Source organism: Acinetobacter zhairuonensis (assembly GCF_022601715.1).
Classification (GTDB): domain Bacteria; phylum Pseudomonadota; class Gammaproteobacteria; order Pseudomonadales; family Moraxellaceae; genus Acinetobacter.
Map to the genome: position 1 here is coordinate 19,325 of NZ_JAKVIM010000024.1, position 24,595 is coordinate 43,919.

21 protein-coding genes and 2 pseudogenes are annotated in these 24,595 nt (G+C 40.8%); 10 read left to right on the forward strand and 13 right to left on the reverse strand.

Features of this window, described 5'->3' with window-relative positions; genetic code table 11:
- The first annotated feature begins 27 nt into the window (after nucleotides 1-27).
- Nucleotides 28-507 carry a hypothetical protein gene (locus MKI85_RS15415; RefSeq protein WP_241628904.1) on the forward strand — a complete coding sequence of 160 codons (480 nt, stop codon included), beginning with the start codon at nucleotides 28-30 and terminating at the stop codon, nucleotides 505-507.
- 102 nt (nucleotides 508-609) lie between these two features.
- Here the strand turns inward: MKI85_RS15415 and accC are convergent, their stop codons facing one another.
- From accC to MKI85_RS15440, 5 genes are all read right to left on the reverse strand, one after another.
- A complete protein-coding gene (gene accC / locus MKI85_RS15420; protein WP_241628905.1) occupies nucleotides 610-1,980 on the reverse strand; it encodes an acetyl-CoA carboxylase biotin carboxylase subunit in 1,371 nt (456 codons plus the stop codon).
- Between the two features lie 17 nt (nucleotides 1,981-1,997).
- A complete protein-coding gene (gene accB, locus MKI85_RS15425) occupies nucleotides 1,998-2,420 on the reverse strand; it encodes an acetyl-CoA carboxylase biotin carboxyl carrier protein (protein ID WP_241628906.1) in 423 nt (140 codons plus the stop codon).
- 22 nt (nucleotides 2,421-2,442) lie between these two features.
- Nucleotides 2,443-2,892, reverse strand: a complete 450-nt coding sequence (gene aroQ, locus MKI85_RS15430) for a type II 3-dehydroquinate dehydratase (protein ID WP_100240877.1) — start codon at nucleotides 2,890-2,892, stop codon at nucleotides 2,443-2,445.
- 238 nt (nucleotides 2,893-3,130) lie between these two features.
- Nucleotides 3,131-4,459, reverse strand: coding sequence for a Y-family DNA polymerase (locus tag MKI85_RS15435; RefSeq protein WP_241628908.1), 1,329 nt, complete (start codon nucleotides 4,457-4,459; stop codon nucleotides 3,131-3,133).
- A gap of 9 nt (nucleotides 4,460-4,468) precedes the next feature.
- A complete protein-coding gene (locus MKI85_RS15440) occupies nucleotides 4,469-5,065 on the reverse strand; it encodes a LexA family protein (protein ID WP_241628910.1) in 597 nt (198 codons plus the stop codon).
- Between the two features lie 141 nt (nucleotides 5,066-5,206).
- Here MKI85_RS15440 and MKI85_RS15445 point away from each other — a divergent pair, with 141 nt between their 5' ends.
- Both MKI85_RS15445 and MKI85_RS15450 read left to right on the forward strand, forming a co-directional pair.
- Complete coding sequence (locus MKI85_RS15445) at nucleotides 5,207-5,551, forward strand: immunity protein Imm33 domain-containing protein (protein ID WP_241628911.1); 345 nt, start codon at nucleotides 5,207-5,209, stop codon at nucleotides 5,549-5,551.
- 268 nt (nucleotides 5,552-5,819) lie between these two features.
- Entirely contained in the window at nucleotides 5,820-6,311 is a 492-nt protein-coding gene (locus MKI85_RS15450; RefSeq protein WP_241628963.1) for a winged helix-turn-helix transcriptional regulator, read from the forward strand.
- 10 nt (nucleotides 6,312-6,321) lie between these two features.
- Here the strand turns inward: MKI85_RS15450 and MKI85_RS15455 are convergent, their stop codons facing one another.
- From MKI85_RS15455 to tusD, 4 genes are read right to left on the reverse strand one after another with little or no spacing between them, the layout of a single operon-like run.
- On the reverse strand, nucleotides 6,322-6,633 hold the full coding sequence (locus MKI85_RS15455; protein WP_241628964.1) for a TusE/DsrC/DsvC family sulfur relay protein: 312 nt from the start codon (nucleotides 6,631-6,633) through the stop codon (nucleotides 6,322-6,324).
- A gap of 19 nt (nucleotides 6,634-6,652) precedes the next feature.
- Nucleotides 6,653-6,937, reverse strand: a complete 285-nt coding sequence (locus tag MKI85_RS15460) for a DsrH/TusB family sulfur relay protein (RefSeq protein WP_241628913.1) — start codon at nucleotides 6,935-6,937, stop codon at nucleotides 6,653-6,655.
- A gap of 16 nt (nucleotides 6,938-6,953) precedes the next feature.
- Nucleotides 6,954-7,304, reverse strand: a complete 351-nt coding sequence (locus tag MKI85_RS15465) for a hypothetical protein (protein ID WP_241628915.1) — start codon at nucleotides 7,302-7,304, stop codon at nucleotides 6,954-6,956.
- Nucleotides 7,305-7,348: 44 nt separating this feature from the next.
- Nucleotides 7,349-7,717, reverse strand: a complete 369-nt coding sequence (tusD, locus tag MKI85_RS15470) for a sulfurtransferase complex subunit TusD (RefSeq protein WP_142768689.1) — start codon at nucleotides 7,715-7,717, stop codon at nucleotides 7,349-7,351.
- 71 nt (nucleotides 7,718-7,788) lie between these two features.
- On the opposite strand from tusD, the gene galE reads away from it, so the two are divergent.
- Both galE and fumC read left to right on the forward strand, forming a co-directional pair.
- On the forward strand, nucleotides 7,789-8,793 hold the full coding sequence (gene galE / locus MKI85_RS15475; RefSeq protein WP_241628917.1) for a UDP-glucose 4-epimerase GalE: 1,005 nt from the start codon (nucleotides 7,789-7,791) through the stop codon (nucleotides 8,791-8,793).
- 125 nt (nucleotides 8,794-8,918) lie between these two features.
- Entirely contained in the window at nucleotides 8,919-10,313 is a 1,395-nt protein-coding gene (fumC, locus tag MKI85_RS15480; protein ID WP_241628919.1) for a class II fumarate hydratase, read from the forward strand.
- Nucleotides 10,314-10,325: 12 nt separating this feature from the next.
- Here fumC and MKI85_RS15485 read toward each other — a convergent pair.
- The 4 genes and pseudogenes from MKI85_RS15485 to MKI85_RS15500 form a co-directional block, all read right to left on the reverse strand.
- A pseudogene (locus tag MKI85_RS15485) lies at nucleotides 10,326-11,147 on the reverse strand (IS982 family transposase).
- Nucleotides 11,148-11,601: 454 nt separating this feature from the next.
- The gene (locus tag MKI85_RS15490) at nucleotides 11,602-13,068 is read right to left on the reverse strand and encodes an efflux transporter outer membrane subunit (protein ID WP_413350907.1); all 1,467 of its coding nucleotides are present in this window, start codon (nucleotides 13,066-13,068) and stop codon (nucleotides 11,602-11,604) included.
- 13 nt (nucleotides 13,069-13,081) lie between these two features.
- Complete coding sequence (locus MKI85_RS15495; RefSeq protein ID WP_241628922.1) at nucleotides 13,082-16,258, reverse strand: efflux RND transporter permease subunit; 3,177 nt, start codon at nucleotides 16,256-16,258, stop codon at nucleotides 13,082-13,084.
- Nucleotides 16,259-16,264: 6 nt separating this feature from the next.
- Nucleotides 16,265-17,479 carry an efflux RND transporter periplasmic adaptor subunit gene (locus MKI85_RS15500; protein ID WP_241628925.1) on the reverse strand — a complete coding sequence of 405 codons (1,215 nt, stop codon included), beginning with the start codon at nucleotides 17,477-17,479 and terminating at the stop codon, nucleotides 16,265-16,267.
- A 194-nt stretch (nucleotides 17,480-17,673) separates the two neighbouring features.
- Here MKI85_RS15500 and MKI85_RS15505 point away from each other — a divergent pair, with 194 nt between their 5' ends.
- From MKI85_RS15505 to MKI85_RS15525, 5 genes and pseudogenes are all read left to right on the forward strand, one after another.
- The gene (locus tag MKI85_RS15505) at nucleotides 17,674-18,702 is read left to right on the forward strand and encodes a LysR family transcriptional regulator (RefSeq protein ID WP_241628928.1); all 1,029 of its coding nucleotides are present in this window, start codon (nucleotides 17,674-17,676) and stop codon (nucleotides 18,700-18,702) included.
- A 488-nt stretch (nucleotides 18,703-19,190) separates the two neighbouring features.
- Nucleotides 19,191-20,137: pseudogene (locus tag MKI85_RS15510) on the forward strand (IS3 family transposase).
- Nucleotides 20,138-20,473: 336 nt separating this feature from the next.
- Nucleotides 20,474-22,072, forward strand: a complete 1,599-nt coding sequence (gene lysA / locus MKI85_RS15515; RefSeq protein ID WP_241628930.1) for a diaminopimelate decarboxylase — start codon at nucleotides 20,474-20,476, stop codon at nucleotides 22,070-22,072.
- Entirely contained in the window at nucleotides 22,059-23,627 is a 1,569-nt protein-coding gene (locus tag MKI85_RS15520; RefSeq protein WP_241628933.1) for a class I adenylate-forming enzyme family protein, read from the forward strand. Before lysA ends, MKI85_RS15520 begins: the two co-directional genes overlap by 14 nt.
- A gap of 32 nt (nucleotides 23,628-23,659) precedes the next feature.
- On the forward strand, nucleotides 23,660-24,577 hold the full coding sequence (locus MKI85_RS15525; RefSeq protein WP_241628940.1) for an alpha/beta hydrolase: 918 nt from the start codon (nucleotides 23,660-23,662) through the stop codon (nucleotides 24,575-24,577).
- The last annotated feature ends 18 nt before the right edge of the window (nucleotides 24,578-24,595 follow it).

Below are 24,595 nucleotides of genomic sequence, written 5' to 3' on the forward strand. Positions count from 1 at the left end.
GTAGGGATGCAATGGCTGATTAACTAAATGAAAAAAGCATATCTTACAGTAGTGTTGATGTTATGTTCAGCAATGAGTATGGCAAATGAGAGTACTGCTGCAAATCAAAATGCTCAAGATGCTGCTGATCGCAGTGAAAATACAGTTCGTATTATGACACGGCCTGAAATTGTGGGTTTATGGGGAATGGAAATTCCAAATAATAAAAAATGTATTGAGTACTATAACTTCAAAAGCAATAACGACGTATTTATTAAAAGTGGTCAAGAATGGTCTACGGGAATCTATGACTATCAGGCATCAAAAGATGCGGCAGTTCAGTTACCTGTTTTAATGTTACAAGTGAAATATGATAACAATGAAACAGATTGCTCTGGCTATAAACAAGACCAGTCAGGGGAGATTTCTCAATATTTTGTACAGTGGAAAAATCCAACCACCATTAATTTCTGCAATAATGAAAAAGCAGGTCAATGCTTTGCGACTTTGCGTCGAGTATTGCCTTAATGTTTTGATATTGGATGAGATCATTAAATTTATTGTGATCGAAACAGAAAATAAAAAAGCCAGTCGATTGACTGGCTTTTTCTTGGAACAAGAAGCGATCACTTAAGATGCTGCTTTTTCCGCTTGACCTTCAAGTTGCTTCAACAAATGCTTTTCAAGATAGTGAATATCCATCGCATGTTTGCAGAAGTTTTTATCTTGTAGGATTAAATCTTTATGCAAAGGAATGTTGGTTTTGACGCCAGTTAGGATCATCTCGTCCAAAGCTTGACGCATACGAGCAATACAAGTCTCACGATCTTTACCATGCGCAATGAGTTTTGCAATCATTGAGTCGTAGTAAGGCGGAATGCTGTAACCCTGATAGATATGAGAGTCTAAGCGAATGCCTGCGCCACCTGGAGCATAGAAATGCTCGATTTTGCCTGGAGATGGCATAAATGTAGAAGGATCTTCAGCATTGATACGACATTCCATCGCGTGACCTTTACACTCTACATCTTCCTGAGCAATTTCAAGTCCAAGACCTGCCGCAATACGTAATTGCTGCTCAATAATGTCGATGCCTGTGACCATTTCAGTTACAGGGTGTTCAACTTGAACACGGGTGTTCATCTCAATAAAGAAGAACTCACCATCTTCAAACAAGAATTCGAATGTACCTGCACCACGGTATTGCATCAACTTACATGCATTCACACATGCTTCTAAGATATCTGCACGCGCTTGCTCAGGCAAGTTTGGTGCTGGCGCTTCTTCCAATACTTTTTGGTGACGACGTTGTAAAGAACAGTCGCGGTCGAACAAGTGAATTGCATGACCATTACCATCACCAAGAACTTGGATTTCTACGTGACGCGGTTTTTGCAGGAAGCGTTCCATGTAAACCGTGTCATCACCAAACCACATTTCTGCATCACGTTGAGCTGCTTGTACAGACTCAAGTAGGGTGTCTACACGTTCTACAATACGCATACCACGACCACCACCACCAGAAGCTGCTTTCACAATCAGTGGAAAGCCAATTTCTTTTGCTTCAGCAAGGGCATTTTGTGGTGTCACTGCATTTGCAGAACCTGGAACTGTAGGTACACCAGCTTTACGCATCGCTGTAATCGCAGAAACTTTGTTCCCCATCAGGCGAATATGTTCTGGACGTGGACCAATAAAAATGAAACCAGAGTTTTCTACAATTTCAGCAAACTCAGCATTTTCAGATAAGAAGCCATAACCCGGATGGATAGCATCTGCACCTGTAATTTCTGCCGCAGTAATAATTGCAGGAATATTTAAATAGCTTTCGCTACTCGCCCCTGGGCCTATGCACACCGCTTCATCACAAAAACGTAAATGCATTAGGTCTTTGTCAGCATCTGAATAGATACCAACGGTTTTGATTCCTAATGTTTTGCAAGCGCGGGTGATACGTAAAGCGATTTCACCCCGGTTTGCAATTAAAACTTTTTGCAACATTGTGAGTCCCCGTGGTGTTATGCGCGATAGCGGAATAAAGGTTGACCGAACTGGATCACTTCACCGTTTTTCACAAGAATTTCTTCAATCACGCCGCTTTGAGTTGCTTCAATCGGGTTCATGATTTTCATTGCTTCAATGATACCTAGCGTTTCACCAGCAGTAACAGTTTGACCTACTTTAATGAATGGTGCTTCACCTGGGCTTGGAGCTGCATAGAACACACCAACCATTGGTGAAGTTTCAACCGCACCACGTGGAGCAGATTTAGGTGCAGATGGAATTTCTGCTGATGGCGCTGGCATTGCAGCAATACCTGCAGCAACGACTGGACTACGACGAGTCAATGCAATCGATTGATCGCCTTCTTTAACTTCGATCGCTTGTAAGTCAGATTCAATCATCAAATCGATGAGTTTCTTGATTTTACGAATATCCATGAGACAGTATTCCTGATTATGATTACTTAGATGGTTGAATTTTTTCGAGGGCATAATCGAGTGCAGCGGCATAGCCTTTTGCACCCAAACCGCAAATTACACCCACGGCTTTATCGGAAAGGTAAGAGTGATGTCTAAATGCTTCACGGGCATGAACATTTGACAAATGCACTTCAATAAACGGTATTGCCACACCAAGAAGGGCATCACGCACCGCAACGGAAGTATGTGTCAACGCTGCAGGATTGATGATAATGAACTGTACGCCTTCTTGTTGCGCTTGATGAATTCGGTCGACAATGGCACCTTCCCAATTACTTTGGAATGTATCGAGAGATGTTGATGCTTTTTGCGCTTGAGAGATGAGCTGCTGATTGATATCCTCTAGGGTGAGGTAGCCATATACTTCAGGTTCTCGCTTGCCTAGTAAATTTAAATTCGGTCCATGAATGACCAAAATGGTCGAACTCATTCAGCGTGCTCCAATTTTAAGTTTGCAATAATGCTTTGCAAGATGTCTGCAAAGTTTGCTTATTATGGCATAATTTCCTACAAGTCTTTTGTTTTTTTCTTTGAATTGTTGTAGAAAGCAAGTACCAGAACTTGGGTCATATATTGCGAACTTTGCTGATAATTGGCAATGTTAAAAAATGACAAAATTTACGATATAACAGTTATTTTCTTTTAAAGCTCAAATTGACCAAAAAGCGTCATTTGCAAGGTTTCTGGCTGAATAGAGAATCATCGATGGTCAACATTTCATTCCAACATGTGGTGTAACGTGGCGAACGATGTAGCTGTTTCATTTTCCATGCTGTGCTGCTGGAATGATAACCAATTTGGATGCAATCGGAACCATAGCGATGTTTCATTTTGTACAAAGTTTTCATCAGTTCTTCGCGTTGCTGAATCAAGTTAATGGGTTGCCATAAGTCATCAATATGCTGGCTTTTGGGATGTAGCGCTGAAAGCATTACGGCAACTTTTACATATTTTTTATTTTCTTCAAATAAAACATCAATTTGCTGTTGAACAGCCTTGTTTAAAATCAACAGATCATCACTGGCATACTCTAAACCAATAGCATACGAGTAGCTTTTTTTATGTGGTGAATTGGGTACTTTTTCATAGAGTGAAACATGAATACAAGCACAGAGCTGCTGTTGTTTGGTCAGGCGTTTGTGAGCACGATTGATGTGAAAAATCATCGCTTGTTTTATGATCTCTTTTTGAGTCAATGCTTTGGCAAAACTGCGCGATGAAAGTATGTTTTTTGCAGGCAGTTTGGGATCATCTAAGGCAATACAGGATTGACCTTTTAGCTCACGGATTGTGCGTGCAATTAGGATAGAAAACTCTTTACTTAGGTAATGTTCATTGGCAAAAGTTAAGTCAAAGCAATTGTGAATTGCATAATGCTGTAATTTTTTACTAATTTTTCGTCCAATGCCCCAAACTTCCTCTACAGGTGTCTCAAGCATTAGTCCTTCCAAGCTGCATAAGTCCAATTTAGGTAAAAAACAGACTTGATTAAAACTCTGCCTTTTCTTGGCAAAATGATTCGCCAGTTTGGCTTGGGTTTTGGAATATCCGATCCCAATACAACAGGGTAAGCCGAGCCATTGCGCAATTTTTTGTACAAGTTCGCGACAATATTGCTCTAAATCGAACAGTTGGTGATAACTGGTGAGTCGAATGAAGCATTCATCAATAGAGTAGGGTTCAAGGTCTTGGTCATTAAAGTGTTCACCCAAAATCTTAAAAAAGCGTTGCGACATATCTGCATAAAGTGGATAGTTACTTGAAAGAACTTGAACACCCGCTTTCACAGCATCTCGTTCAATTTCATACCAAGGCACAGCCATGGAAATATTCAGGGCTTTGGCTTCATTGCTGCGTGAAATGACACAGCCATCATTATTACTGAGGACAACGACGGGTTTATCATTTAATTTCGGATTAAATACCCGCTCACAACTGACATAACAGTTGTTGATGTCAATCAATGCAAAAAGTTCTTGATGATAAAGCCTGTCCATCGTAATCACTTATTTCAGCTTTTTCAAAATACAGGTGACGACACCCCAAATGGCAACATTTTCGTCACTACGCGGATAGATGTCAGGGTAGTCTGGGTTCTCTGCTTTTAACCAGAACTTAAAACCATTGTCTGCATGCTTATCTTGCATAAAGCGTTTAACTGTAAACTCATTGTTGATCAATGCTAAGACAATATCGCCATGTTCTGCAGATAACCGACGGTCAATCAAAAGCTGGTCTCCTGCATCAATTCCTGCATTTTTCATAGATAACGAATCTACACGTAAAACAAAAGTGCTGGCTGGGTTTTTAACCAAATACTTATTCAGGTCGATATAATCTTCGATGTAGTCTTGGGCAGGGGAAGGAAATCCTGCTGCGACTGACTCAAGCGGAGAAGGAATGGTTAATTCTGTTTGTAAGTGAATTGGGTTAAGCTGAATGCTAGGTTGACGGTCATCTTCTGGCACAGGTTTCAACCATTCTTTAATTGCAAGGACTTTTGACTCGGGAACACGCATCACGACAGTTTTTTCAGTGTACTGCGATTTACGCCCTGCATTCGCACGTTTACCTCCATGAGAGGTTTTACTTGATTCGCTCATAATTCACCTTGATAAAGTTACATAATCAAGATTAGCAGAAAAAGACAACTTACAACAGTATATTTTGTGTAGGGATGACTTGAGACAAATGGCACTTGGTTCTAAACTGCGGAACATCAATCATTGCATTTGGTATCCACAATGGATATGGATTTAATCACTGAACAAAAACTGGTATGTGAAGAATATGGCTCAAAGTATATTGCAGTGCATGAAAATGATGTGATTGCCGTTGCGGTCGCATCTTTAAATAAAGAACCAATTGTGGGTATTCGTAACAAGCCAGAAGCAGGTGAAGAGGTTACATGGTTTATTTATGCAGGTGAGCATGACGATAGTGAAGATTTCTTCCAAACGGTGTCGGTTAAAGAACTGGATAAACTTTTGCCAGAAGTCCTGCCATATTTGGCGTTGGAGCATGGCTACCGTTTTATGATTGATCGTGAAGAATACGAAGATGTCTGGAAAGAAGGTGATGAAGTTTAAGTGAATGACTTCATTTGACTGGAAATGACATAAAAATGACGGGAAATGATAAGTTGAAAGCCATCACAATAGCAGCGTTAAACGGGTGAAGATCCATTTAACCAGTCAACTTCTTCCCTAGTTGCTGTGTTACTCCTTAATAGCCATGTGAAAAACATGGCTTTTTTTATGGCTGATTTTTTTCTTAAACTGAAGATGGCGCGGAGATGTTGTCAAAAGTAGAGCAATCCGATAATTTGAGGAAAGAATAGCTTGAATGACGATGCATATGAAATGGGATGAGATAGGCGAGCAGCCATGTTCGATCGCACGCGCTTTATCGATTGTAGGGGACCGTTGGACTTTACTGGTATTACGTAATGCATTTATGGGAATGCGCCGTTTTGATGACTTTCAACAGCAATTGGGTGTGACCCGACATGTTTTGGCCGATCGTTTGAAGCGTCTGGTCGAACATGAAATTTTAGAAAAAAGACCGTATATGGAACGTCAGCAACGCTTTGAATATTGCTTAACCGAGAAAGGTTTAGAGCTGTATCCTGTGTTAATGAGCATGGTCACGTGGGCAGACAAGTGGATGGATGATGGTACGGGTAAACCCATGCAGTTGATGCATAAGCAATGCGGTAAGGTTTTTACTGCGATTACCGTGTGTTCGGAGTGCGGAGAGCCTCTGCATGCGCGTCAGGTCAAACCGTTGTTTCGACAGCATCCTTTTCATGTCGAAGCTCAGCCTGCTGTGCAGATACAACAGGCTTAAGCTTATATTGTTATAGGCAATTGGCTGGTTTAGGAACGCCAGCCAGTCGGCTTAAGTGCCGAGCAACCAGACCTGTATTAAACTTCTCTTGCAAGATGGCATTGTTAATCTCAGGACTCACACTTTTCATTAAAAACTTAATCAGTGGGCGTGTTGCAGGTGAATGTCCAAACTGCTGATAAAACTGACGCACTGCATGTAACACGGAGAGATGCCAGTCGGTTAATTCCAGCTCAAGACTATTGGCAAGTTCTTGTGCCACTTCAGGTGTCCAGATGGTGTAATCGACCAAGTGACCGTCTTGATCGAGTTCTAGATTCATCATTGTCTTTTCAAACCTATTATTTAATGGTCATACAGCGTGTATGTGCCAAACAGATGTTGGCAAATTGAGAATAAGAAATCACGTTCAATTGTGGTGGCTTCGGACTACTTAATAAAGCAGCGTCTGTATCCAGCACATAGAGTTGTTCAAGCGATGTTAAGGCTGCATGATGTGCATGGAGTACTGCATCGCCTATAAGCACCACACAATCACCACTCTGTAACATAGATTGTAATTGAGTGAGTTTCGCCTCTGCGGATGAATAGTCTGATTGAATCAAATAAAGTGTAGCTGTCAGCATAAAAAATATTCATCCGTTACCAATATAAAACGTGATCGAAGGCTTGTAAAAACTCGGCATTTAGCTCAATAAATTCAATTTCTTGCTGGGCTTGAACCACAAAAGGATGGTCTTGATTCACACTTTTCACTAAAACTGGGGTTAAGTCGTAAAATTCAAAGCTATCGACCATATTCGAAGCCAGTTTGAAAGCATGCTTAACCGCGTCAAACTGTTGCTCTGCCTGCAATAAACTGAGCGCAGCGTTCACAAGTAAAACCTTGACTTCACACCCGAATGTCGCTAAAACCATTGTCGCAGCAAGGCTTTCATGCACTTGTAAGCTGGTAAGGTTGGCTTGGGTTAATATCACGAGTACAGTTTTCACACAATTTACCTTTTAAATGCAACAAATTCGCCAAAAATAACCACTTAAAATTGAATTAGACGTTCAGTGGATTGTACGGCATCGGCAAGTTCACCCAAACCGACCAATTCAAAGCCATTCGCTAAGTTATGTTGGTCAATATTGTGTCTTTTTGCATTTTCTTCATCTGTGATACCCCTTGCCAAGGCTGCACTTACACAAACAGGTAGGCGAATATCGAGCTTCTGCCACTCAGTCGTGAGGTTACGTTGGTCATCAGGCACCCATTGCAGGGCGTTGGCTACCGTAACCCCATCTTGATAAAAGAAAACCCGAAAAGCTTTCTGTTGTGTATGTAACGCTTGTGCAAGCCCGAGTGCATGCCAAGCATGAATGGAAGTAGGAGCAGAGGTAATTAACAGTAATGTACTCATGGAATTCACTTAAAGGCTGTACCAATCGAAACTTGGAACGTCCAGACTTCATAAGAAAAAGGTAGTATACAATGATTTTAGTAACTGGTGGATTAGGCTTTATAGGCTCTCATGTCGCTCTTAGCTTAATGGCTCAGGGGCAAGAAGTCATTATTGTAGATAATTTGTCCAATGCCAATCTACAGACCTTAGAACGTTTGGAATACATTTCAGGGATGTATGTTCCATTTGCCAAGCTGGATATCCGTAACACGCCAGCTTTAAATAAGGTCTTCGAGCAATATACAGTGAATGCTGTAGTACATGCGGCTGGGTTCAAATCTTTGCAAGAGTCTGTATTAAAGCCACTTGAGTATTATAACGACAATGTTAGCTGCATCATGAGTTTATTGCGCGCGATGCAACGAACGGGTGTGCGTCATTTGGTGCATTTGTCAAGTTTGGCGGTATATGGTGAGTCTAGCCTTGAACTGAACGAAGATATGCCATTTAACTATGCTTATCCAAACCCGTATATCAAGTCTCAACAAATGATTGAGGAAATTATACGCGACACTTTTAAAACCGATGAAGAGTGGAATATCGCTATTCTGAGATTGGGCAATATTGTGGGCGCATTTGAGCATGGTGTATTGGGCGAGTTTGTTCAACCATTACCCAAAAATATTGTGCCACTAGCAATGCAGGTTGCAGCACGACAACGTGAGTATATTGATTTGCACAAGCGAGCGAATACCGCAGATGGCACGGTAGAACGCAGTTTCGTGCATGTGCTGGACAGTTGTGATGCGGTGATTTCTGCTTTGAAATGGCTGTATACCCAGCAGCATACCTGTGAAGCATTCAATATTGCGGGTGAAAATTATTCGATTCAGAACTTGTTGCAACAGATTGCACAAGTTACAGGGACTGAAATTAAGACGGTAGATACCGATTATTTCGTTGCTCAAGAGCTGGATCAGGTTGCTGCAAAAGCTGAAAAAGCAGAACAGTTGTTAGGTTGGAAAGCCAAACGTAGTCTGACACAAATGTTAGAAGATGAATGGCGATTCTATCAACAAACATTAAGAGCATAATCAAATAAAAGCGAGTAAACGATAATTATTATCGTTTACTCGCACATCAGAATGAAATAGAATAAAAAGATTATTCAATACCTGAATAAGTACAAGATTATAGACAAATAAACAAAGAGGTAGACATGCATACACGTATTGAACATGACACCATGGGTGAAGTTGAAGTTCCTGCAGAAGCCATGTGGGGGGCACAAACACAACGTAGTTTGCAAAATTTCAAAATCGGTGGAGAACGTTTACCTCGTCCTATGATCCGTGCCATGGGGCTAGTGAAAAAAGCAGCCGCACTCACCAATGCAGATTTGAACCAAATCCCTCAAGAATTAGCCCACTATATTGTCGATGCCGCAGAAGAAGTGATTCTGGGGCAGTGGGATAGCCAATTCCCGTTAGTGGTGTGGCAAACAGGCTCAGGTACACAGAGCAACATGAATTGCAATGAAGTGATTGCTAACATTGCCAATCAAAAATTGGGCAATCCTTTAGGTGCTCAAAAACCTGTACATCCGAATGACCATGTCAATCGCGCACAATCGACCAATGATTCTTTTCCAACCGCGATTCATGTCGCAGCAAGTCTACAGATCAATGAATTGCTGATTCCAGCGGTTACGCAACTGCGTAATACCTTAGAAGCGAAAGCGCAAGAATTTAATGACATTGTGAAAATTGGACGTACGCATTTGCAAGATGCAACGCCGTTGACGTTGGGACAAGAGTTTAGTGGTTATGTTTCGCAGTTAGATCATGGCTTGAAACGCTTACATCAGGCTTTGTCTGGTCTTTATGAACTTCCACTCGGTGGTACTGCTGTAGGAACAGGGTTAAATGCACATCCTGACTATGCGGTAAAAGCTGCCGAGAAATTATCTCAATTGACTGGATTACCTTTTGTCACAGCACCAAATAAATTTGAGGCATTGGCAGGTCGTGATGCTGCGGTATTTGCCTCAGGTGCATTAAAAACATTGGCGGCAAGCTTAAATAAAATTGCCAATGATATTCGTTGGTTAGCAAGTGGTCCACGTTGTGGTTTTGGTGAAATTCGTATTCCTGAAAATGAACCGGGTTCGAGTATTATGCCTGGTAAGGTTAACCCAACCCAAAGTGAAGCCTTGACCATGGTGGTGGCGCAGGTATTAGGTAACGACACGACCATCAATGTAGCTGGTGCTTCGGGTAATTTTGAATTAAACGTGTTTATGCCTGTGATTGCGTACAACTTATTGCAGTCTATTCAGTTATTGGGTGATGCATGCAATAGCTTTAATGAGCATTGTGCAGTCGGTATTGAGCCGAATCGAGAGAAGATTGATTACTTCCTGCATAACTCGTTAATGTTGGTAACAGCGTTGAATCCTGTGATTGGTTATGAGAATGCCGCAAAAGTGGCTAAAACTGCTTATAAAGAAGGTAAAACTCTTAAACAGGTGGCTGTCGAGCTGCAATTGGTGACAGAGGAGCAATTTGATGCGGTGGTTCGACCAGAAAATATGGTTTCCCCGAACGTTAAATAACCCGAATCCTGCTTAAGCCAACAATTCAATTACACGAATGGTTGGCTTGTTCTGATGGCATAATTGGTAAGCACATGATGCATAAATACCAGCTAAATAGCCTGCAACACTTCTGGCTCTAGTCGTTTCTATTTTATTGCGCTGTTTCAGATGATGTTCATCTGCTTTTGATAACTGTATAGACTGCATATTCTTGAGGTGATAAGTAACTAAATCAGTACCTTGTAATTTCAATCTATTCTTTAACTCCTGACTAATATAGCCACGATCAGCATATAGTTTGGCAGTCATTCCTTTGACTAATTGTTCAACTATTTTGATGTCTGCTGTATGCCCATTCGATAAAACCGTACTGACAATATCTCCTGACTGATTCATTAGCACATGCAGTTTACAACCATAAAACCAGCCCATCAAGCTTTTACCATGTGATGCAATTTTGGCTAATGATTTATGGCGTTGAATCCGTTGATTTTTACAGACAGCTAATGTTGTTGAATCGATCCATAAATAAGAACTTTGATGATCTCTCATCAAAGCGAACTGCAAAGCGTGTAAAGCCAGTTGATGGACATTGATCAGATGAATCATGCGCTAATAACAAGGAAGCTGTTTAAAAAATTGGTTTTTGTTCAGTTTTAATGATGTAGAGAATGCCTTGAAGTTATTGAAATGAGAGCACTTGTACCACACAGCAATAAAGATAATTTCAGAAATGCAGAGCAGGGTGAAATCTTATGCGTTTAAAGTTTTGCTTTAAGAATTTCCAATAAATTGATTCGAATTTTGAAAGAAATCATCAATGACACAGAATAATTGAGTACTCTCTAACATAAGGGCTAGAGCTGTGAGTTTGGTGTGGTAACTCAACTGATGGCTCTAGTCCTCCCCTTTTTCAAGTCAATTGCTTATCCGCGATTCAGGTTAATTAATGTGAGTAGCTATTTATTTCACCTGTCAAACAAAACTCACTAGATGAATCCACTAGGGATGAGGGAGTTGTCAGAAAAATTTAGTTGAAGATTTTCATAAATAGAGCACCGTGAGGCGCTTTACTTGTCATAAAAATTGCTTACAAAGCAAATAACGTTCATAAATTTAAGACTTTTAATATGAGAATGTTGAATAGTTTCCTTAATACATTAAGGCTCTTATGAATTAAGTAATATGTTTTCTATAAGAGACTTTTGACGATTAACAATATGGATTATAGGCCTCAAAACTCTTGTTTGTCTTTGTAGTTCAGGCATTGCATTGATGTGCAATGCCTGAATTTATATAGGCGCTCTCAAGATGAGTTTTGAGTTGTTTGAATACTCCAGCCACCACCAAGAGCACGAATTAAATTTACATTCGCAATCATTCGGCTACCTTGTAGCTGCGCAGCCAATTGCTCTTGTTTAAGCAGAGTACGGTCGGAATCAATCACATCCAAATAACTGATCACACCTACACGATAACGTAAATGCGAAAGTTTATTTGCATTGCGTGAAGCAATCAGTGCTTGGGCTTGAGCACTGATTTGCTGATCAAGAATCCGTTGATCGGATAGACCATTTTCAACCTCACGAAATGCATTCAGTACAGTTTGTCGATAATTGGCAATACTTTCTTCGTAGGCAGCCCTTGCTTGCACAACTCCCGCTTTACGTTGACCGCCATCAAACAATGGTAAAGACAAAATTGTTCCTGCCACAGGTCCTAACAAGAAAGTTCGGCTCGACCATTGGGCTAAATCTCCAAGCGTTGAGGATTCATAACCCAGTGCACCTGTAAGACTCAGCCGTGGGAAAAATGCTGCACGGGCAATACCAATTCGAGCATTATCTGCTGCCATAGCACGTTCAGCAGCAGCAATATCAGGACGCCTTTCAAGCAAACTTGAAGGTAAACCCGAAGGAACTTGCAGGGTGTTTTGAGTTAGGCTTTGCTGTGCCAAATTAAACTCAGCAGGTGTCTTGCCTAACAGTACGGCAAGTGCATGTTCTGAATTGGCTCTCTGACGCTCGATAGTGAATAAACTGGTCTGCGCTGTAGACAATTCTGTTTGTGCACGAGAGACATCCATTTCACTCACTGCACCATTTTTAAAACGGGTTTGCATTAAATCTCGTGATTCCGTCAACAATTTAATCATTCGTTCATAAATGCCCTGTTCCGTGTCGAACTGACGAATCTGGAAGTAAGTTTGTGCAACATCAGCTTGTAAAGTTAACAGGGCAGAGTGGTATAAAGCGTCTTGTTGCTGTACATCTGCAGTTGCAGCATTGACACTACTGGCAATACGACCAAATAAATCCAATTCATAGGACACATTTGCTTGCGCACGCCATAGCGTCTGTGCTGATGTAGCTGCATTCGCATCAAGCCCCTGAGATGCAGGAGAAGCTCTTTGTCGAGTCGGACCAAACCCCATCCCAATACTCGGCATACGTTCAGCCTGTGCTGCTGATTTTAGCGCACGTGATGCCTGAACATTCGCAGCAATCGCTTTAATGTTCTGGTTTCCTGTTATCGCTTGCTGTTCAAGCGCATTGAGTTGGGCATCATTAAAAAGATTCCACCATTCCCCTCTAGAGGCTACATCGCTTGGCTGCGCAATTTTCCAGTTTTCATCTTCAGGAATAGCGCTTGCTTCTTTGAATTGCAGGGGAATGACTATTTTGGCTGGTTCATATTGTGGTGCCAGTGAGCAGCCTGCAAGGAGCAGGCTTCCCATGAGCGAGGACAATAACCAGATCTGTTTTTTAGGCATGATCATACCGTCCTTATGAATGATGTGGATTGATCGGAGCTTCATGAGGACTGGCTGAATGCAGTTTATGTCCACGATTTAAGGTCCTGATTAGTACATAGAAGGCAGGGGTCAGGAATAAGCCAAAGAAGGTTACCCCGATCATGCCTGAGAATACGGCAACACCCATGGCATGACGCATTTCTGCACCCGCACCTGTAGAAGTGACAAGGGGAACAACGCCCATAATGAACGCAATTGAGGTCATGAGAATTGGGCGTAAGCGTAAACGGCTGGCTTCAACTGCTGCATTAAAGGCGGTCATGCCTTGCATTTCAAGTTCTCGAGCAAATTCCACAATTAATATGGCATTCTTACATGCCAGACCGACCAGTACCATTAAGCCGATTTGTGTGAAAATGTTGTTATCACCATTGGTCAACCAAACACCTGTCAGTGCTGCTAAAATCCCCATTGGTACAATCAAAATCACAGCCAATGGTAGGGTTAAACTTTCGTACTGTGCAGCTAAAACTAAAAAGACCAATAACACGCTAATCGGGAAGACCCATAGCCCTGCATTCCCCGCCAGAATTTTCTGGTAAGTTAAATCTGTCCATTCAAACTTGATCCCACGTGGTAAGGTTTCTGCGGCAATACGCTCCGCTGCAGCTTCCGCCTGACTAGATGAATAACCAGGTGCTGGACCACCATTAATATCTGCCGCGGTATATCCGTTATAGCGTACTGCCATTTCAGGACCATAAGTTTGTGTCACATTCACCAGTGAAGATAAAGGTACCATCTGTCCAGCACTGTTGCGGGTTTTTAATTGCAAAATATTCTCTGGATTTTCACGAAATGGCGCATCCGCTTGTGCACGAACCTGATAAACACGTCCAAAACGGTTAAAGTCATTCACATATTGTGAGCCCAGATAAATTTGCATGGTGTTAAATACATCTGTAACAGCAACACCTTGTTGTTTGGCTTTGACACGGTCTAAATCCACGTTTAACTGCGGTACATTAATTTGATAACTTGAGAACATTGGACCAAGTTCTGGCGCATTTTGTGCTGCTTTCATAAAATTTTGCGTAGCATCATTTAATGCGGAATAACCCAATGCACCACGGTCTTCAAGCTGCAATTTAAAGCCTCCGACAGTGCCTAATCCCATGACTGGTGGCGGTGGAAAAACAGCAATATACGCCTCTTGTATGGCGGCATATTTCTGATTCAAGGCACCCGCAATGGCATTGGCTGAAAGTTCGTTGCTTTTACGCTTCTCAAAAGGTTTCAGTGTGACAAAAACAATGCCCGCACTAGAACTGTTGGTAAAGCCATTGATGGATAGACCTGGGAAGGCAATTGCACTTTCAACACCAGGTTGCTTTAACGCAGCATCACTCATTTTACGAATAACGGCTTCTGTACGGTCTAAAGAGGCACCATTCGGTAATTGTGCAAAACTAATCAGATACTGTTTATCCTGAGCAGGTACGAATCCACCTGGGACAATGTAGGAAATACCAATAGTTAAACCGAGCAGAATGGCATATACGCCCATCGCTGAAGTCTTATGTGAAATGACCCGACTTACACCACGACCATATTGATCGGATGCACGTGAGAACACGCGGTTAAATGCCTGAAAGAATCGCCCAAAAACTCGGTTCATGCCACGCGTTAAAGTATCAGGCTTGGCATCATGACCTTTCAGCAAAATTGCAGCTAAAGCAGGCGACAACGTAAGTGAGTTAAATGCTGAAATGACAGTTGAGATGGCAATGGTCATGGCAAATTGCTTATAAAACTGACCTGTTAAACCTGTCATAAAGGCCAGCGGAACAAATACTGCGCAGAGCGTTAATGCAATGGCAATAATCGGTCCACTTACTTCGCGCATGGCACGATAAGTCGCATCTCTAGGACTGAGTCCCGCTTCAATATTGCGCTCGACATTTTCCACCACCACAATCGCATCATCGACCACAATACCAATGGCAAGCACCATCCCAAACAGTGACAGGGCATTAATGGAATAGCCAAACGCCAACATCAATGCAAATGTACCGATAATTGACACAGGCACAGCCAGTAAGGGAATAATTGAAGCACGCCATGTTTGCAGGAATAAAATGACTACCACCACAACCAGTGCAATTGCTTCTAGTAGGGTATGAACAACCGCTTCAATACTGGCACGCACAAACTGAGTAGGATCGTAAACAATTTCATATTTCACAGATGCAGGGAAATCTTTAGACAACTCCTGCATGGTATCTCGCACTTGCTCAGATACTTGCAAGGCATTCGCACCCGGGGCTTGGAAAATAGGAATAGCAACTGCTTGTTTATTATCAAGTAAAGAGCGCAAACCATATTCTGATGCGGCAAGTTCAACTCGCGCGACATCACCTAATCGAGTCACTGCACCATCAGCTTCAGTTTTTAAAATAATGTCAGCAAATTCTTTTTCAGTACTTAAACGACCTTGCGCATTGATCGATAGCTGAAGTGGGGCATTACTTGGAGATGCACCAATTGTCCCTGCGGCAACCTGAATATTTTGTTCACGAATGGCACTGACAATTTCGCTTGCTGTTAAATTACGTGCAGAGATTTTCTGAGGATCGAGCCAGATCCGCATCGAATAATCACCTGAACCAAATAAACCCACTTCACCAACACCCTGCAAACGCGCTAAACGGTCTTTGACATTCAGCACTGCATAGTTGCGTAAGTAGGTCATATCGTAACGATTATCGGGCGAGGTTAAATGCACCACCATGGTTAAGTTCGAAGAACTTTTCAGGGTAGTCACCCCTAAACGCTGTACATCTTCAGGTAAGCGAGGTAATGCTTGCGATACGCGGTTTTGTACCAATTGTTGAGCTTTATCTGGATCAACCCCAAGTTTAAAGTTTACGGTAACTGTTAAATTGCCATCACTATTTGCTTGAGATTGCATATACAGCATGTCTTCTACACCATTGATTGATTCTTCAAGTGGCGAAGCTACAGTTTCAGCAATGACTTTTGGGTTAGCACCAGGATATTGTGCACGTACAACCACGGAGGGAGGGACGACCTCTGGATATTCAGATATAGGCAGTTTAAAAACCGACAATATCCCTGCCAGCACAATAACGACTGACAACACACCTGCAAAGATCGGTCGATCAATAAAAAATTTAGAGATATTCATATTTGATTAACCCTTTGCCGCATTGGATGTGTTTTCAGTTGGCTGAGGTTGTTGGGTAGTTGGAACTTGGCTATTTGGCATAGTAACTTGATGTGGTGTGACAGGATCACCTGGTCGAATTCGCTGTAAACCATTGACCACAATGCGTTCACCAGCCTGTAACCCACTGTTAATGATTTGCAGACCATCTTGTACTGCACCCAATTTCACTTCTCGATACACCGTTTGGTTCTTGCTATTCACAACCACCACAAAGCGTTTATCTTGATCGACGCCAATCGCAGTTGGACTAATCAGAATCGCAGCACGAGGCTGTCCACCCCCTAGCCGAATGCGTGAATATAAACCAGGGATAAGTGAACCATTAGGATTATCAAAGGTCGCTCGGACACGAATTGTTCCCGATGTAGTATTTAGATTGTTATCAAAAGAACTAATAACTCCTGTATGGGAGAAGCCATCTTCATTGGCAAGTCCCATAGACACAGGAATTTGAGCAGCATTATTTTGATCACTCAGATATTTCAGATAAGTTTGTTCATCGACATCAAATGATGCGTACAGTCGAGCAACTGACACAATACTGGTTAAAACCTGCGTACCACTGCCCGCAGCGACTACGTTCCCAGCCGTTACTTCGGCACGAGAAATACGACCACTGACAGGTGCGGTAATGCGGGTATATTCAAGATCTAAACGCGCAGCTTCCACTGCAGCTCGGGCGGCTAGCACATTAGCAGTAGCTGTGCGCGCTTCATTTTCAGCGAGTTCCAGTTCTTGATGAGCGACTGCATTGCTTTCGATCAGTCGCTGATTGCGAGATAAATTACTCGAAGCATAAGTTACTTGGGCTTCTGCTGCAGCCAGTTGTGCTTTGGCACGGTTGAGCTCAGCCTGAAATGGTCGCGGGTCAATGGTAAAAAGTAAATCACCTTTTTTGACCAGACCGCCATCCTTAAAATGTACAGCGAGAAGTTTGCCTGAAATCTGCGGGCGGATATCCACTTGGTCTATGGCTTCTAGGCGACCTGAGTATTCCTGCCAATCGGTAATGGTTTGACTCACGACATTCGCAACATCGACAGTTACAGCAGCTTGTGCACTTGTATTTTGTGCAGCTTTAGCATCGGCATTTTCATTTAGAAACATAAAACTGCCCCCCGTAGCTAAAATAGCAACAAGCAAAGCAGACAGCGTGAACTGTTTGCGGGAAATTGACATGAAGAGCTCCTGTTTTTATTCGTGTACCTGTTTGACGACAAATACATGTCTGATGGGAGAAACAGGTGTAGTGAAGAGATCGGAGCTTAAATGTTTGTCAATTACGAATAAATATATTAAATTTGATAACACTATTCGGAAATTCATAACAATCGATGTGCTGAATTTCAATTTAATAACTGTAGGAGCAATGCGTGGATCTTTTTCATGCTATGAAAGTGTTTAATAAAGTGGTTGAAACTAATAGCTTTAGTTTGGCGGCTGATAGCTTAGGTTTACCGCGTGCCTCTGTGACCACAACCATTCAGGCGTTAGAAAAGCATTTGCAAATTCGCTTATTGAACCGAACCACACGCAAACTCAGTTTGACGCCCGATGGCGCAGTGTATTATGAGCGTAGCGTACAGATTTTGGCTGATGTTGAAGACATTGAATCCAACTTTCATGATGCTGAACGTGGACCACGCGGTCGTTTACGCATAGATGTTAAAGCTTCAATAGGCCGTATGATCCTTATTCCTATGCTCTGTGATTTTCATGCTAAATATCCTGATATTGATTTGGTTATTGGAATGAATGACCGTCCCGTAGATTTAGTTCAGGATGCTGTGGATTGCGTGATTCGGATTGGTCAGCTTCAAGATTCAAGTTTGGTGGCTCGTCGAATTGGTACAGTTCAGTTTGTGACTGTTGCATCGCCAAAATATTTCGCTGAACACGGTACACCAGAAACAATTGAAGATTTAAAGCAGCATCAGGTCGTTCAATATTTCAATAGTCGTACAGGCCGTAATATTGATTGGAATTTTGTGGTAGATGGTGAAATTCAAAGTATTTCAGTCAATGGGCGAGTTTCAGTCAATGATGGAGACTCATATATTGATTTGGCATTACAGGGCTTTGGACTCATTCAATGTCCTTACTTCATGGTTGCCAAACATCTGGAATCTGGTGCACTTAAAGAAGTATTGAATGAATGGTTACCTGAACCAATGCCAATTTCAGTGGTGTACTTACAAAATCGTCATTTATCACCTAAAGTTCGTGTTTTTGTCGATTGGGTTGCTGCGTTATTTGCTCAATGTCCATTGTTAAGCGGATGTACTTTATCGCTCAATCAGAAATCGGAGTTCACTTGTGAACAAAAGAAAAATGATAACTTTACAATTCACAACTTGGTCGAACAGCAAAATACTGCCGAGGTTTTTGCTTTAAATGTCTAAAAATCCATCTATCTAAAAGTATGTACTTAAGATAGGCTTTCTTGCACAAAGATTTAAAAATTTAAAGCTACATTAAACTCCCCTAATTTAAGTTACAACTTGGGGATGTGGCTGGCCTAACCTGCACGAATCTCGTAGACACTTGCTTAAAGAGGTATATTAAATTATTAGATAAAGTTGGCAACTCACTATGCAGGCCAGTTGAACAGGTTCATATTGCGACACCCCCGATTTTGAAAGCAGTTTTAAAGAAACCCACCTAGAAATAGGTGGTTTATTTTATGTGACTATTGGTGGAAGGCTTTGACTTCTCAAGTGTCAGCTTATTTGAAATAAAAGGCTCTTCTTACGATGGGTTGAACCTAGTTCTAGAGTACCTTTTTTCATTTCGTTGATGAGATTTCATATAAGGTGTCTATAAAATTGAATAGTTATCAATTTTATAGACACCTTAAAGTTAGATAAAATGGCTAATAGACGAGGTGCTTATGAGCAGTAAAAGATACCTAGAAGAATTCAAAATGAAGCAGTCAAACAAGTGACAGATAAAGGCCATAGTGGTGCTGATGTTGCTACACGATTAGGAACAACAACTCATAGTTTGGATGCATGGATAAAACGCGATGATCCGCAATAACCTAAAGCGATTACCGAAGCCAATAAATCACTCGCAGAACTTGCTAGACTGCGTACTGAAGAGCGAAATATCTTAAAAAAGGCCGCAGTGTACTTCGCAAGCTAGTCCCAATGAGGTATGCCTTTATTCAGGACAAGCAACATATTCGCAAGATCTACTGTGATTTAAAAGCTATCGCCTGATGAAAGCCAATGAGCTTAAATCATAGCGGGGTTATCATAGCGAACCTCTGCTGGAACACTTGCTATTGTTGCTGCTAATACTTTAGATCGGCAATTTAATCCAATCAATTATGGGTGACAGACATGAGAAGCACTGCTTCGCAAGATATCCCTACTCATGAAGGTTGGTTATATCGGGCTGTAGTCATCGACCTATTTTCTCACTTAGTAGTAGGATGGTCGATGAAATCTAGAATCACCACAGATTTAGTGCTTGATGGCATTATGGCGGGGAAGCCACAGAACAGAGTTTTAATTCATTCAGACCAAGGTAGTCAATATACCAGTCATGAATGGCAGACATTTTTGAAACACCATAATCTTGAAAGCAGTATGAGCTTTGTCTTGCGCAGTATACTGCTCATGCAATGACAATGCTGTTGCGGAAAGCTTCGTTCAACTGTTAAAGCGGGAACGAATTAAAAAGAAAATCTATACAACTAGAGTTGAAGCGAGGACAGATATTTTTGAATATATCGAGATGTTCTCCAATTCAAATCGCAGACATGATTCTAATGCTCAACGTTCTCCATTAGAGTATGAAAAAGCTCATTTCAAATGGACTTTATGTCTCTAAATTTTTGGTGGCTATTGAGACAAACAATTTATTTAACGCTATATGAAAGCGTGGCTTTTTTTCATGTGTCGCTAAGGCGATTTAATGGAAAGTATTGTAATCCAATGTTTTATCACCTTAGCTACTTATAGATTTCCAGCGTCTGTCATACCTTGGATAATTTGATTTTAGTCGCTTTCGCGATTTGCACTAGCTTTAATTAAAAGTGCTATCACCTTATTTCTCATGAATTCAATGGATTTACAATTATCCAAAAGAATACTTTGCGCGCAAAGTATTCTTTTTGTAGAATAGCGCCCGAATTATGGAAGTACTAATTATTTGGATTTAAAAAAAATGAACTTAACAGCAGAAACATTATTTGAAGTAAAACAGAAGTTTGGTACACCTACTTATATCTATGATGAGAACCAGTTAAGAAGCAGTTTTAACGACTTAAGAAATGCTTTACCAGATTGTGTTGATATTTTTTATGCACTTAAAGTTAATCCAAACTTATCAGTCGTAAAATTGATTAATTCTTATGGGGGCAATACTGAAGTATGCTCATTAGCAGAACTAGAAATTGCGATAAAGGCTGGCGTTGATCCGCAAAATATCATTCTCTTAGGACCCATGAAAAAGGAAGAAGAACATAGAAGAGCTTTAGAACTCAATATTTTTGCAGTTGTAGTTGAATCTGAAGAAGAACTAAACAAGTTATCAGAATTAGCTTCAGAAATGGGCGTTATAGCGCCAGTAGCAATTCGCATTAACCCAGTTTTCTCAGCTAAAGGCTCTCCTTGGAAAATGGGTGGGCGACCTACTCATTTCGGTATTGAGGAAGAAACTGCCGTAAAAAATATGGGTAGTTATGCAAAACTTCCGAATATTCATCTCAAGGGTATCCATGTTTACAATGGCACTAAAATTTTAGAAGCACAGTCTGTTTACGATAACTCTAAGTATATTTTAGATTTATTTGAGACAGTCTCTAATCTCCATGGATTGGATCTCACCATGGTTGATGTTGGTGGTGGCTTGGGTATTAAGTATTACGAAAATGAAAAAGATTTAGATACTCAAGAATTAACTAACTTACTGCATCCTCTATTCAATGAATTTCATAAAAAACATCCAAAAACTCGCATTATTATGGAGTCAGGGCGTTTTATAGCTGGTAAGAGCGCAGCACTTTTAGTTACCGTTGATAATATTAAGCATAACCATGGCACGAACTTTGCGGTGACTGATGGTGGTACAAACTGTCATTCAGCTGCGGTCGGAGCTGGTCAGGTTCTAAAGCGTAACTTTGAAATTGTTAAAGTTTCTGCACAAAAAACTGATGAAATTGAAACTTACCATATTTCTGGACCATTATGTAATCCAGACGACTTGTTGGCTAAAAATGCAAAACTTGAAAAGTTGAAAGCTGGTGATCTTCTCGCAGTATTATCATCAGGTGCTTATGGTGCTACAGCCTCACCAACTTTATTTCACAGTCATGGGTATCCAGCTGAGGTTCTTCACTCAAATGGAAGTCTACATTTAGTGCGCTACCGAGATACGGTTGAAGATATTATTTCAATGCACACTGATATTTCTGTAGAGCAACTTTTAGGACAAGAAAAAGTAATAGAAGAAAATAATCGTGAAATCATTACAGATGAAACACAGTCTATCGTTGCATCTATTGTTAGCCAAATCTTGAAGTTACCTAAAGAGAAAATGATTACCTCTAATTCACATCTACGTGATGACTTGGGCATTGATTCGCTTTCTTCGGTGGAAATTTTAGTTGCCTTAGAAGATGAAATTGAACATTTCTTTGTTAATCCAGAAACAATTGAACCAAAACACTTCAATACAATTGAAACACTAGCATCTTATATCGAAGCTGAGAAAAATCGATTTAATCATACTGGGGAGAAGGGGGAGTGTCATGCAACCGTGTAATGTTTTACTGCACCACATCTTGCCTTATATCACACGCAAATGTGCAGATAAGGCTGCTGTTGTAGAGAATGGTCACTCACATTCTTACGGCAAAATTGATGAGTTATCATCACGCTTAAGCTACTATCTACAGGCGCTGGGACTTAATCGTGGTGATAGAGTGTTACTTTGTTTGGGAAACAAAGTTGAAACGATCATTGCGTTTTGGGCGGTGCTCAAAGCTGGTTATGTTGTATGCAATGTGGGATTGGATACTTCAGCGGATAAATTGAATTATATCATTGATAATTCGCAGGCTTCAGTGTTGATCACTAATGATCAAAAGTTTAAAGATGTATCTGTTGAGTCCAAAAGTATCTTATTTAAAAGCGTGGTTGTCGGCAATTTAGTTGCTAATCCACTTGTTGATTCTTGGGAACTTGCGACATCATATAACGATGTTGAATGGAAAAATAACAATATTCTTGATGTTGATTTAGCAACAATTGTTTATACATCTGGCTCAACAGGAATGCCAAAAGGTGTAATGCTAACTCATAGAAATATGTGTGCAGCTTTAGACTCCCTGAATACGTATTTAGGCTATAAAGAATCGGACCATATTCTTTGTTCACTACCATTGTCATTTGATTATGGTTTATATCAAATGATCATGTCGATTAGTAAAGGTGCGACATTATTTCTTGAACAAGAATTTACTTGGCCTCTATTTTTAATAAAAAAAATTAAACAGCAACAGATCACGGTAATTCCATTTGTTCCTACAATGCTGTCACTTCTTTATGAGCATTCGCATAGATCGGGAGTAACTTTCCCTGACGTTCGAATCGTAACGAATACTGGTGCAGCACTTAAATCTCATCATATTGAACAGATGAAAGCATTATTTCCGAGCGCAAGTATTTTCTCAATGTATGGGTTAACAGAGTGCAAACGATGCACCTATCTTCCTCCTGACCAAATTAACAATAAACCCGATAGTGTTGGTATCGCAATTCCAAATACAGAAATGTGGTTGGTAGACTCATCTGGAAACAAAATTACTAAACCTAATCAAGTCGGTGAACTCGTTATCCGTGGTTCAACTGTTATGGCAGGGTACTGGCGCAATATTGAGGCAACTCAGAAAAAACTTAAACCGGGACCTTTGCCGAATGAATATGTACTTCACACTGGTGATTTGGGTCTCATTGACGAAGAAGGGTATTTGTACTTCCGAGGTCGCACGGATCATGTAATCAAATCTCGTGGTATGAAGGTGAGCCCTGTTGAAATCGAAAATTACTTATATAGTTTGCCAAATATTGTGTCAGCTGCTGTAGTTGGTGTTGACGATGAAAGCTTAGGTGGGACACTACATGCCTTTATTCAAATATCAGATGAGTCTGTTATTAACGAATATCAGCTTTTAGAAAAATGCAGAATCGATTTAGAGCCTCATCAAGTACCTCATACGATCAGATTCTTGACCTCTTTCCCTCGTACTCCAAATGGAAAGTTTGACTTAATTCAATTAAAACAGATGGTTGGGGTAGAGTTAGCTTCTACTGTTTGATTCTAAACGATTTACTTTAAACAGAATGCTATATGAATATGATGAATGTAAATTCTGAAGCTTTATCAGCAATTGAGCGAGAATTCACTTTGAATGTGAACGGCTTAGATTTAGCAGTAAAAACTTGGGGCGATGAGCTAAATCCTCCAATTCTAGCTTTACATGGTTGGTTGGATAATAGTGCGTCATTCTCTCGAATTGCAGCTCTCTTGGATCAGTATTATGTTGTGGCTCCTGATCTTGCTGGGCATGGTAAATCAGAGCACAGAAGCCTTAACCAAGCATATTACTTATGGGACTATGCCATCGATATGTCCATCTTTGTAAAAAAAATGGGATGGAATAGTTATTCTATTTTAGCCCATTCGATGGGAACAGGTGTAGCTTCAATTTTAAATTCCATCAGCAAAGGCATTAAATGCATCGTATTCATTGATGGTATGGGCGCACCATTTACCATCTCTGAAAAAGATGTTGTACGTCATTTTAAATCAACACTTCGACTTTCGGAAATGGCTCACTCGACCAAGCTCAATGGGTTCTCTCAAAAGAATCAACCTCAGTATTCGAGTATTCAGGATGCCGTTAAAACCAGACAGAAAGTGGTGGGAGGCTCCATTTCATTAAGTAGTGCCAAGCTACTTGCCAAGCGTGATCTAGTATCAGTTGAGTCGGGTTATCGTTGGCAACACGATCCTCGGCTCACTATATCTGAACCAATTCAATTGACTGATGTTCAGGCAGGCAGCTTTATAAGTCAAATTACTTGCCCTTTAACCATAATTCTTGGAACGAATGGACTATTCGTAGGAGAAGTATTTGATTCTAAGTCTCAATATTTGGGGGAGAATGCAAGAGTTTGCTGGCATGAAGGTGGTCATCACTTGCATTTGGAAAATTTAAATCCAGAGATGATTTCAGAAATTAAATCCTCTCTTTCAACTCTATGATTTTAATCATTACTTTTA

What these genes read in the sequence shown, in the direction of transcription:
- fumC (WP_241628919.1), top strand. Translation starts at nt 8,919, where the DNA reads ATGCATACACGTATTGAACATGACACCATGGGTGAAGTTGAAGTTCCT.
- accC (WP_241628905.1), bottom strand. Translation starts at nt 1,980, where the DNA reads ATGTTGCAAAAAGTTTTAATTGCAAACCGGGGTGAAATCGCTTTACGT.
- MKI85_RS15455 (WP_241628964.1), bottom strand. Translation starts at nt 6,633, where the DNA reads ATGAATCTAGAACTCGATCAAGACGGTCACTTGGTCGATTACACCATC.
- MKI85_RS15450 (WP_241628963.1), top strand. Translation starts at nt 5,820, where the DNA reads ATGAAATGGGATGAGATAGGCGAGCAGCCATGTTCGATCGCACGCGCT.
- galE (WP_241628917.1), top strand. Translation starts at nt 7,789, where the DNA reads ATGATTTTAGTAACTGGTGGATTAGGCTTTATAGGCTCTCATGTCGCT.
- MKI85_RS15495 (WP_241628922.1), bottom strand. Translation starts at nt 16,258, where the DNA reads ATGAATATCTCTAAATTTTTTATTGATCGACCGATCTTTGCAGGTGTG.
- MKI85_RS15490 (WP_413350907.1), bottom strand. Translation starts at nt 13,068, where the DNA reads ATGCCTAAAAAACAGATCTGGTTATTGTCCTCGCTCATGGGAAGCCTG.
- MKI85_RS15415 (WP_241628904.1), top strand. Translation starts at nt 28, where the DNA reads ATGAAAAAAGCATATCTTACAGTAGTGTTGATGTTATGTTCAGCAATG.
- MKI85_RS15525 (WP_241628940.1), top strand. Translation starts at nt 23,660, where the DNA reads ATGAATATGATGAATGTAAATTCTGAAGCTTTATCAGCAATTGAGCGA.
- MKI85_RS15500 (WP_241628925.1), bottom strand. Translation starts at nt 17,479, where the DNA reads ATGTCAATTTCCCGCAAACAGTTCACGCTGTCTGCTTTGCTTGTTGCT.
- MKI85_RS15440 (WP_241628910.1), bottom strand. Translation starts at nt 5,065, where the DNA reads ATGAGCGAATCAAGTAAAACCTCTCATGGAGGTAAACGTGCGAATGCA.
- MKI85_RS15460 (WP_241628913.1), bottom strand. Translation starts at nt 6,937, where the DNA reads ATGCTGACAGCTACACTTTATTTGATTCAATCAGACTATTCATCCGCA.
- MKI85_RS15520 (WP_241628933.1), top strand. Translation starts at nt 22,059, where the DNA reads ATGCAACCGTGTAATGTTTTACTGCACCACATCTTGCCTTATATCACA.
- MKI85_RS15435 (WP_241628908.1), bottom strand. Translation starts at nt 4,459, where the DNA reads ATGGACAGGCTTTATCATCAAGAACTTTTTGCATTGATTGACATCAAC.
- tusD (WP_142768689.1), bottom strand. Translation starts at nt 7,717, where the DNA reads ATGAGTACATTACTGTTAATTACCTCTGCTCCTACTTCCATTCATGCT.
- accB (WP_241628906.1), bottom strand. Translation starts at nt 2,420, where the DNA reads ATGGATATTCGTAAAATCAAGAAACTCATCGATTTGATGATTGAATCT.
- lysA (WP_241628930.1), top strand. Translation starts at nt 20,474, where the DNA reads ATGAACTTAACAGCAGAAACATTATTTGAAGTAAAACAGAAGTTTGGT.
- MKI85_RS15445 (WP_241628911.1), top strand. Translation starts at nt 5,207, where the DNA reads ATGGATATGGATTTAATCACTGAACAAAAACTGGTATGTGAAGAATAT.
- aroQ (WP_100240877.1), bottom strand. Translation starts at nt 2,892, where the DNA reads ATGAGTTCGACCATTTTGGTCATTCATGGACCGAATTTAAATTTACTA.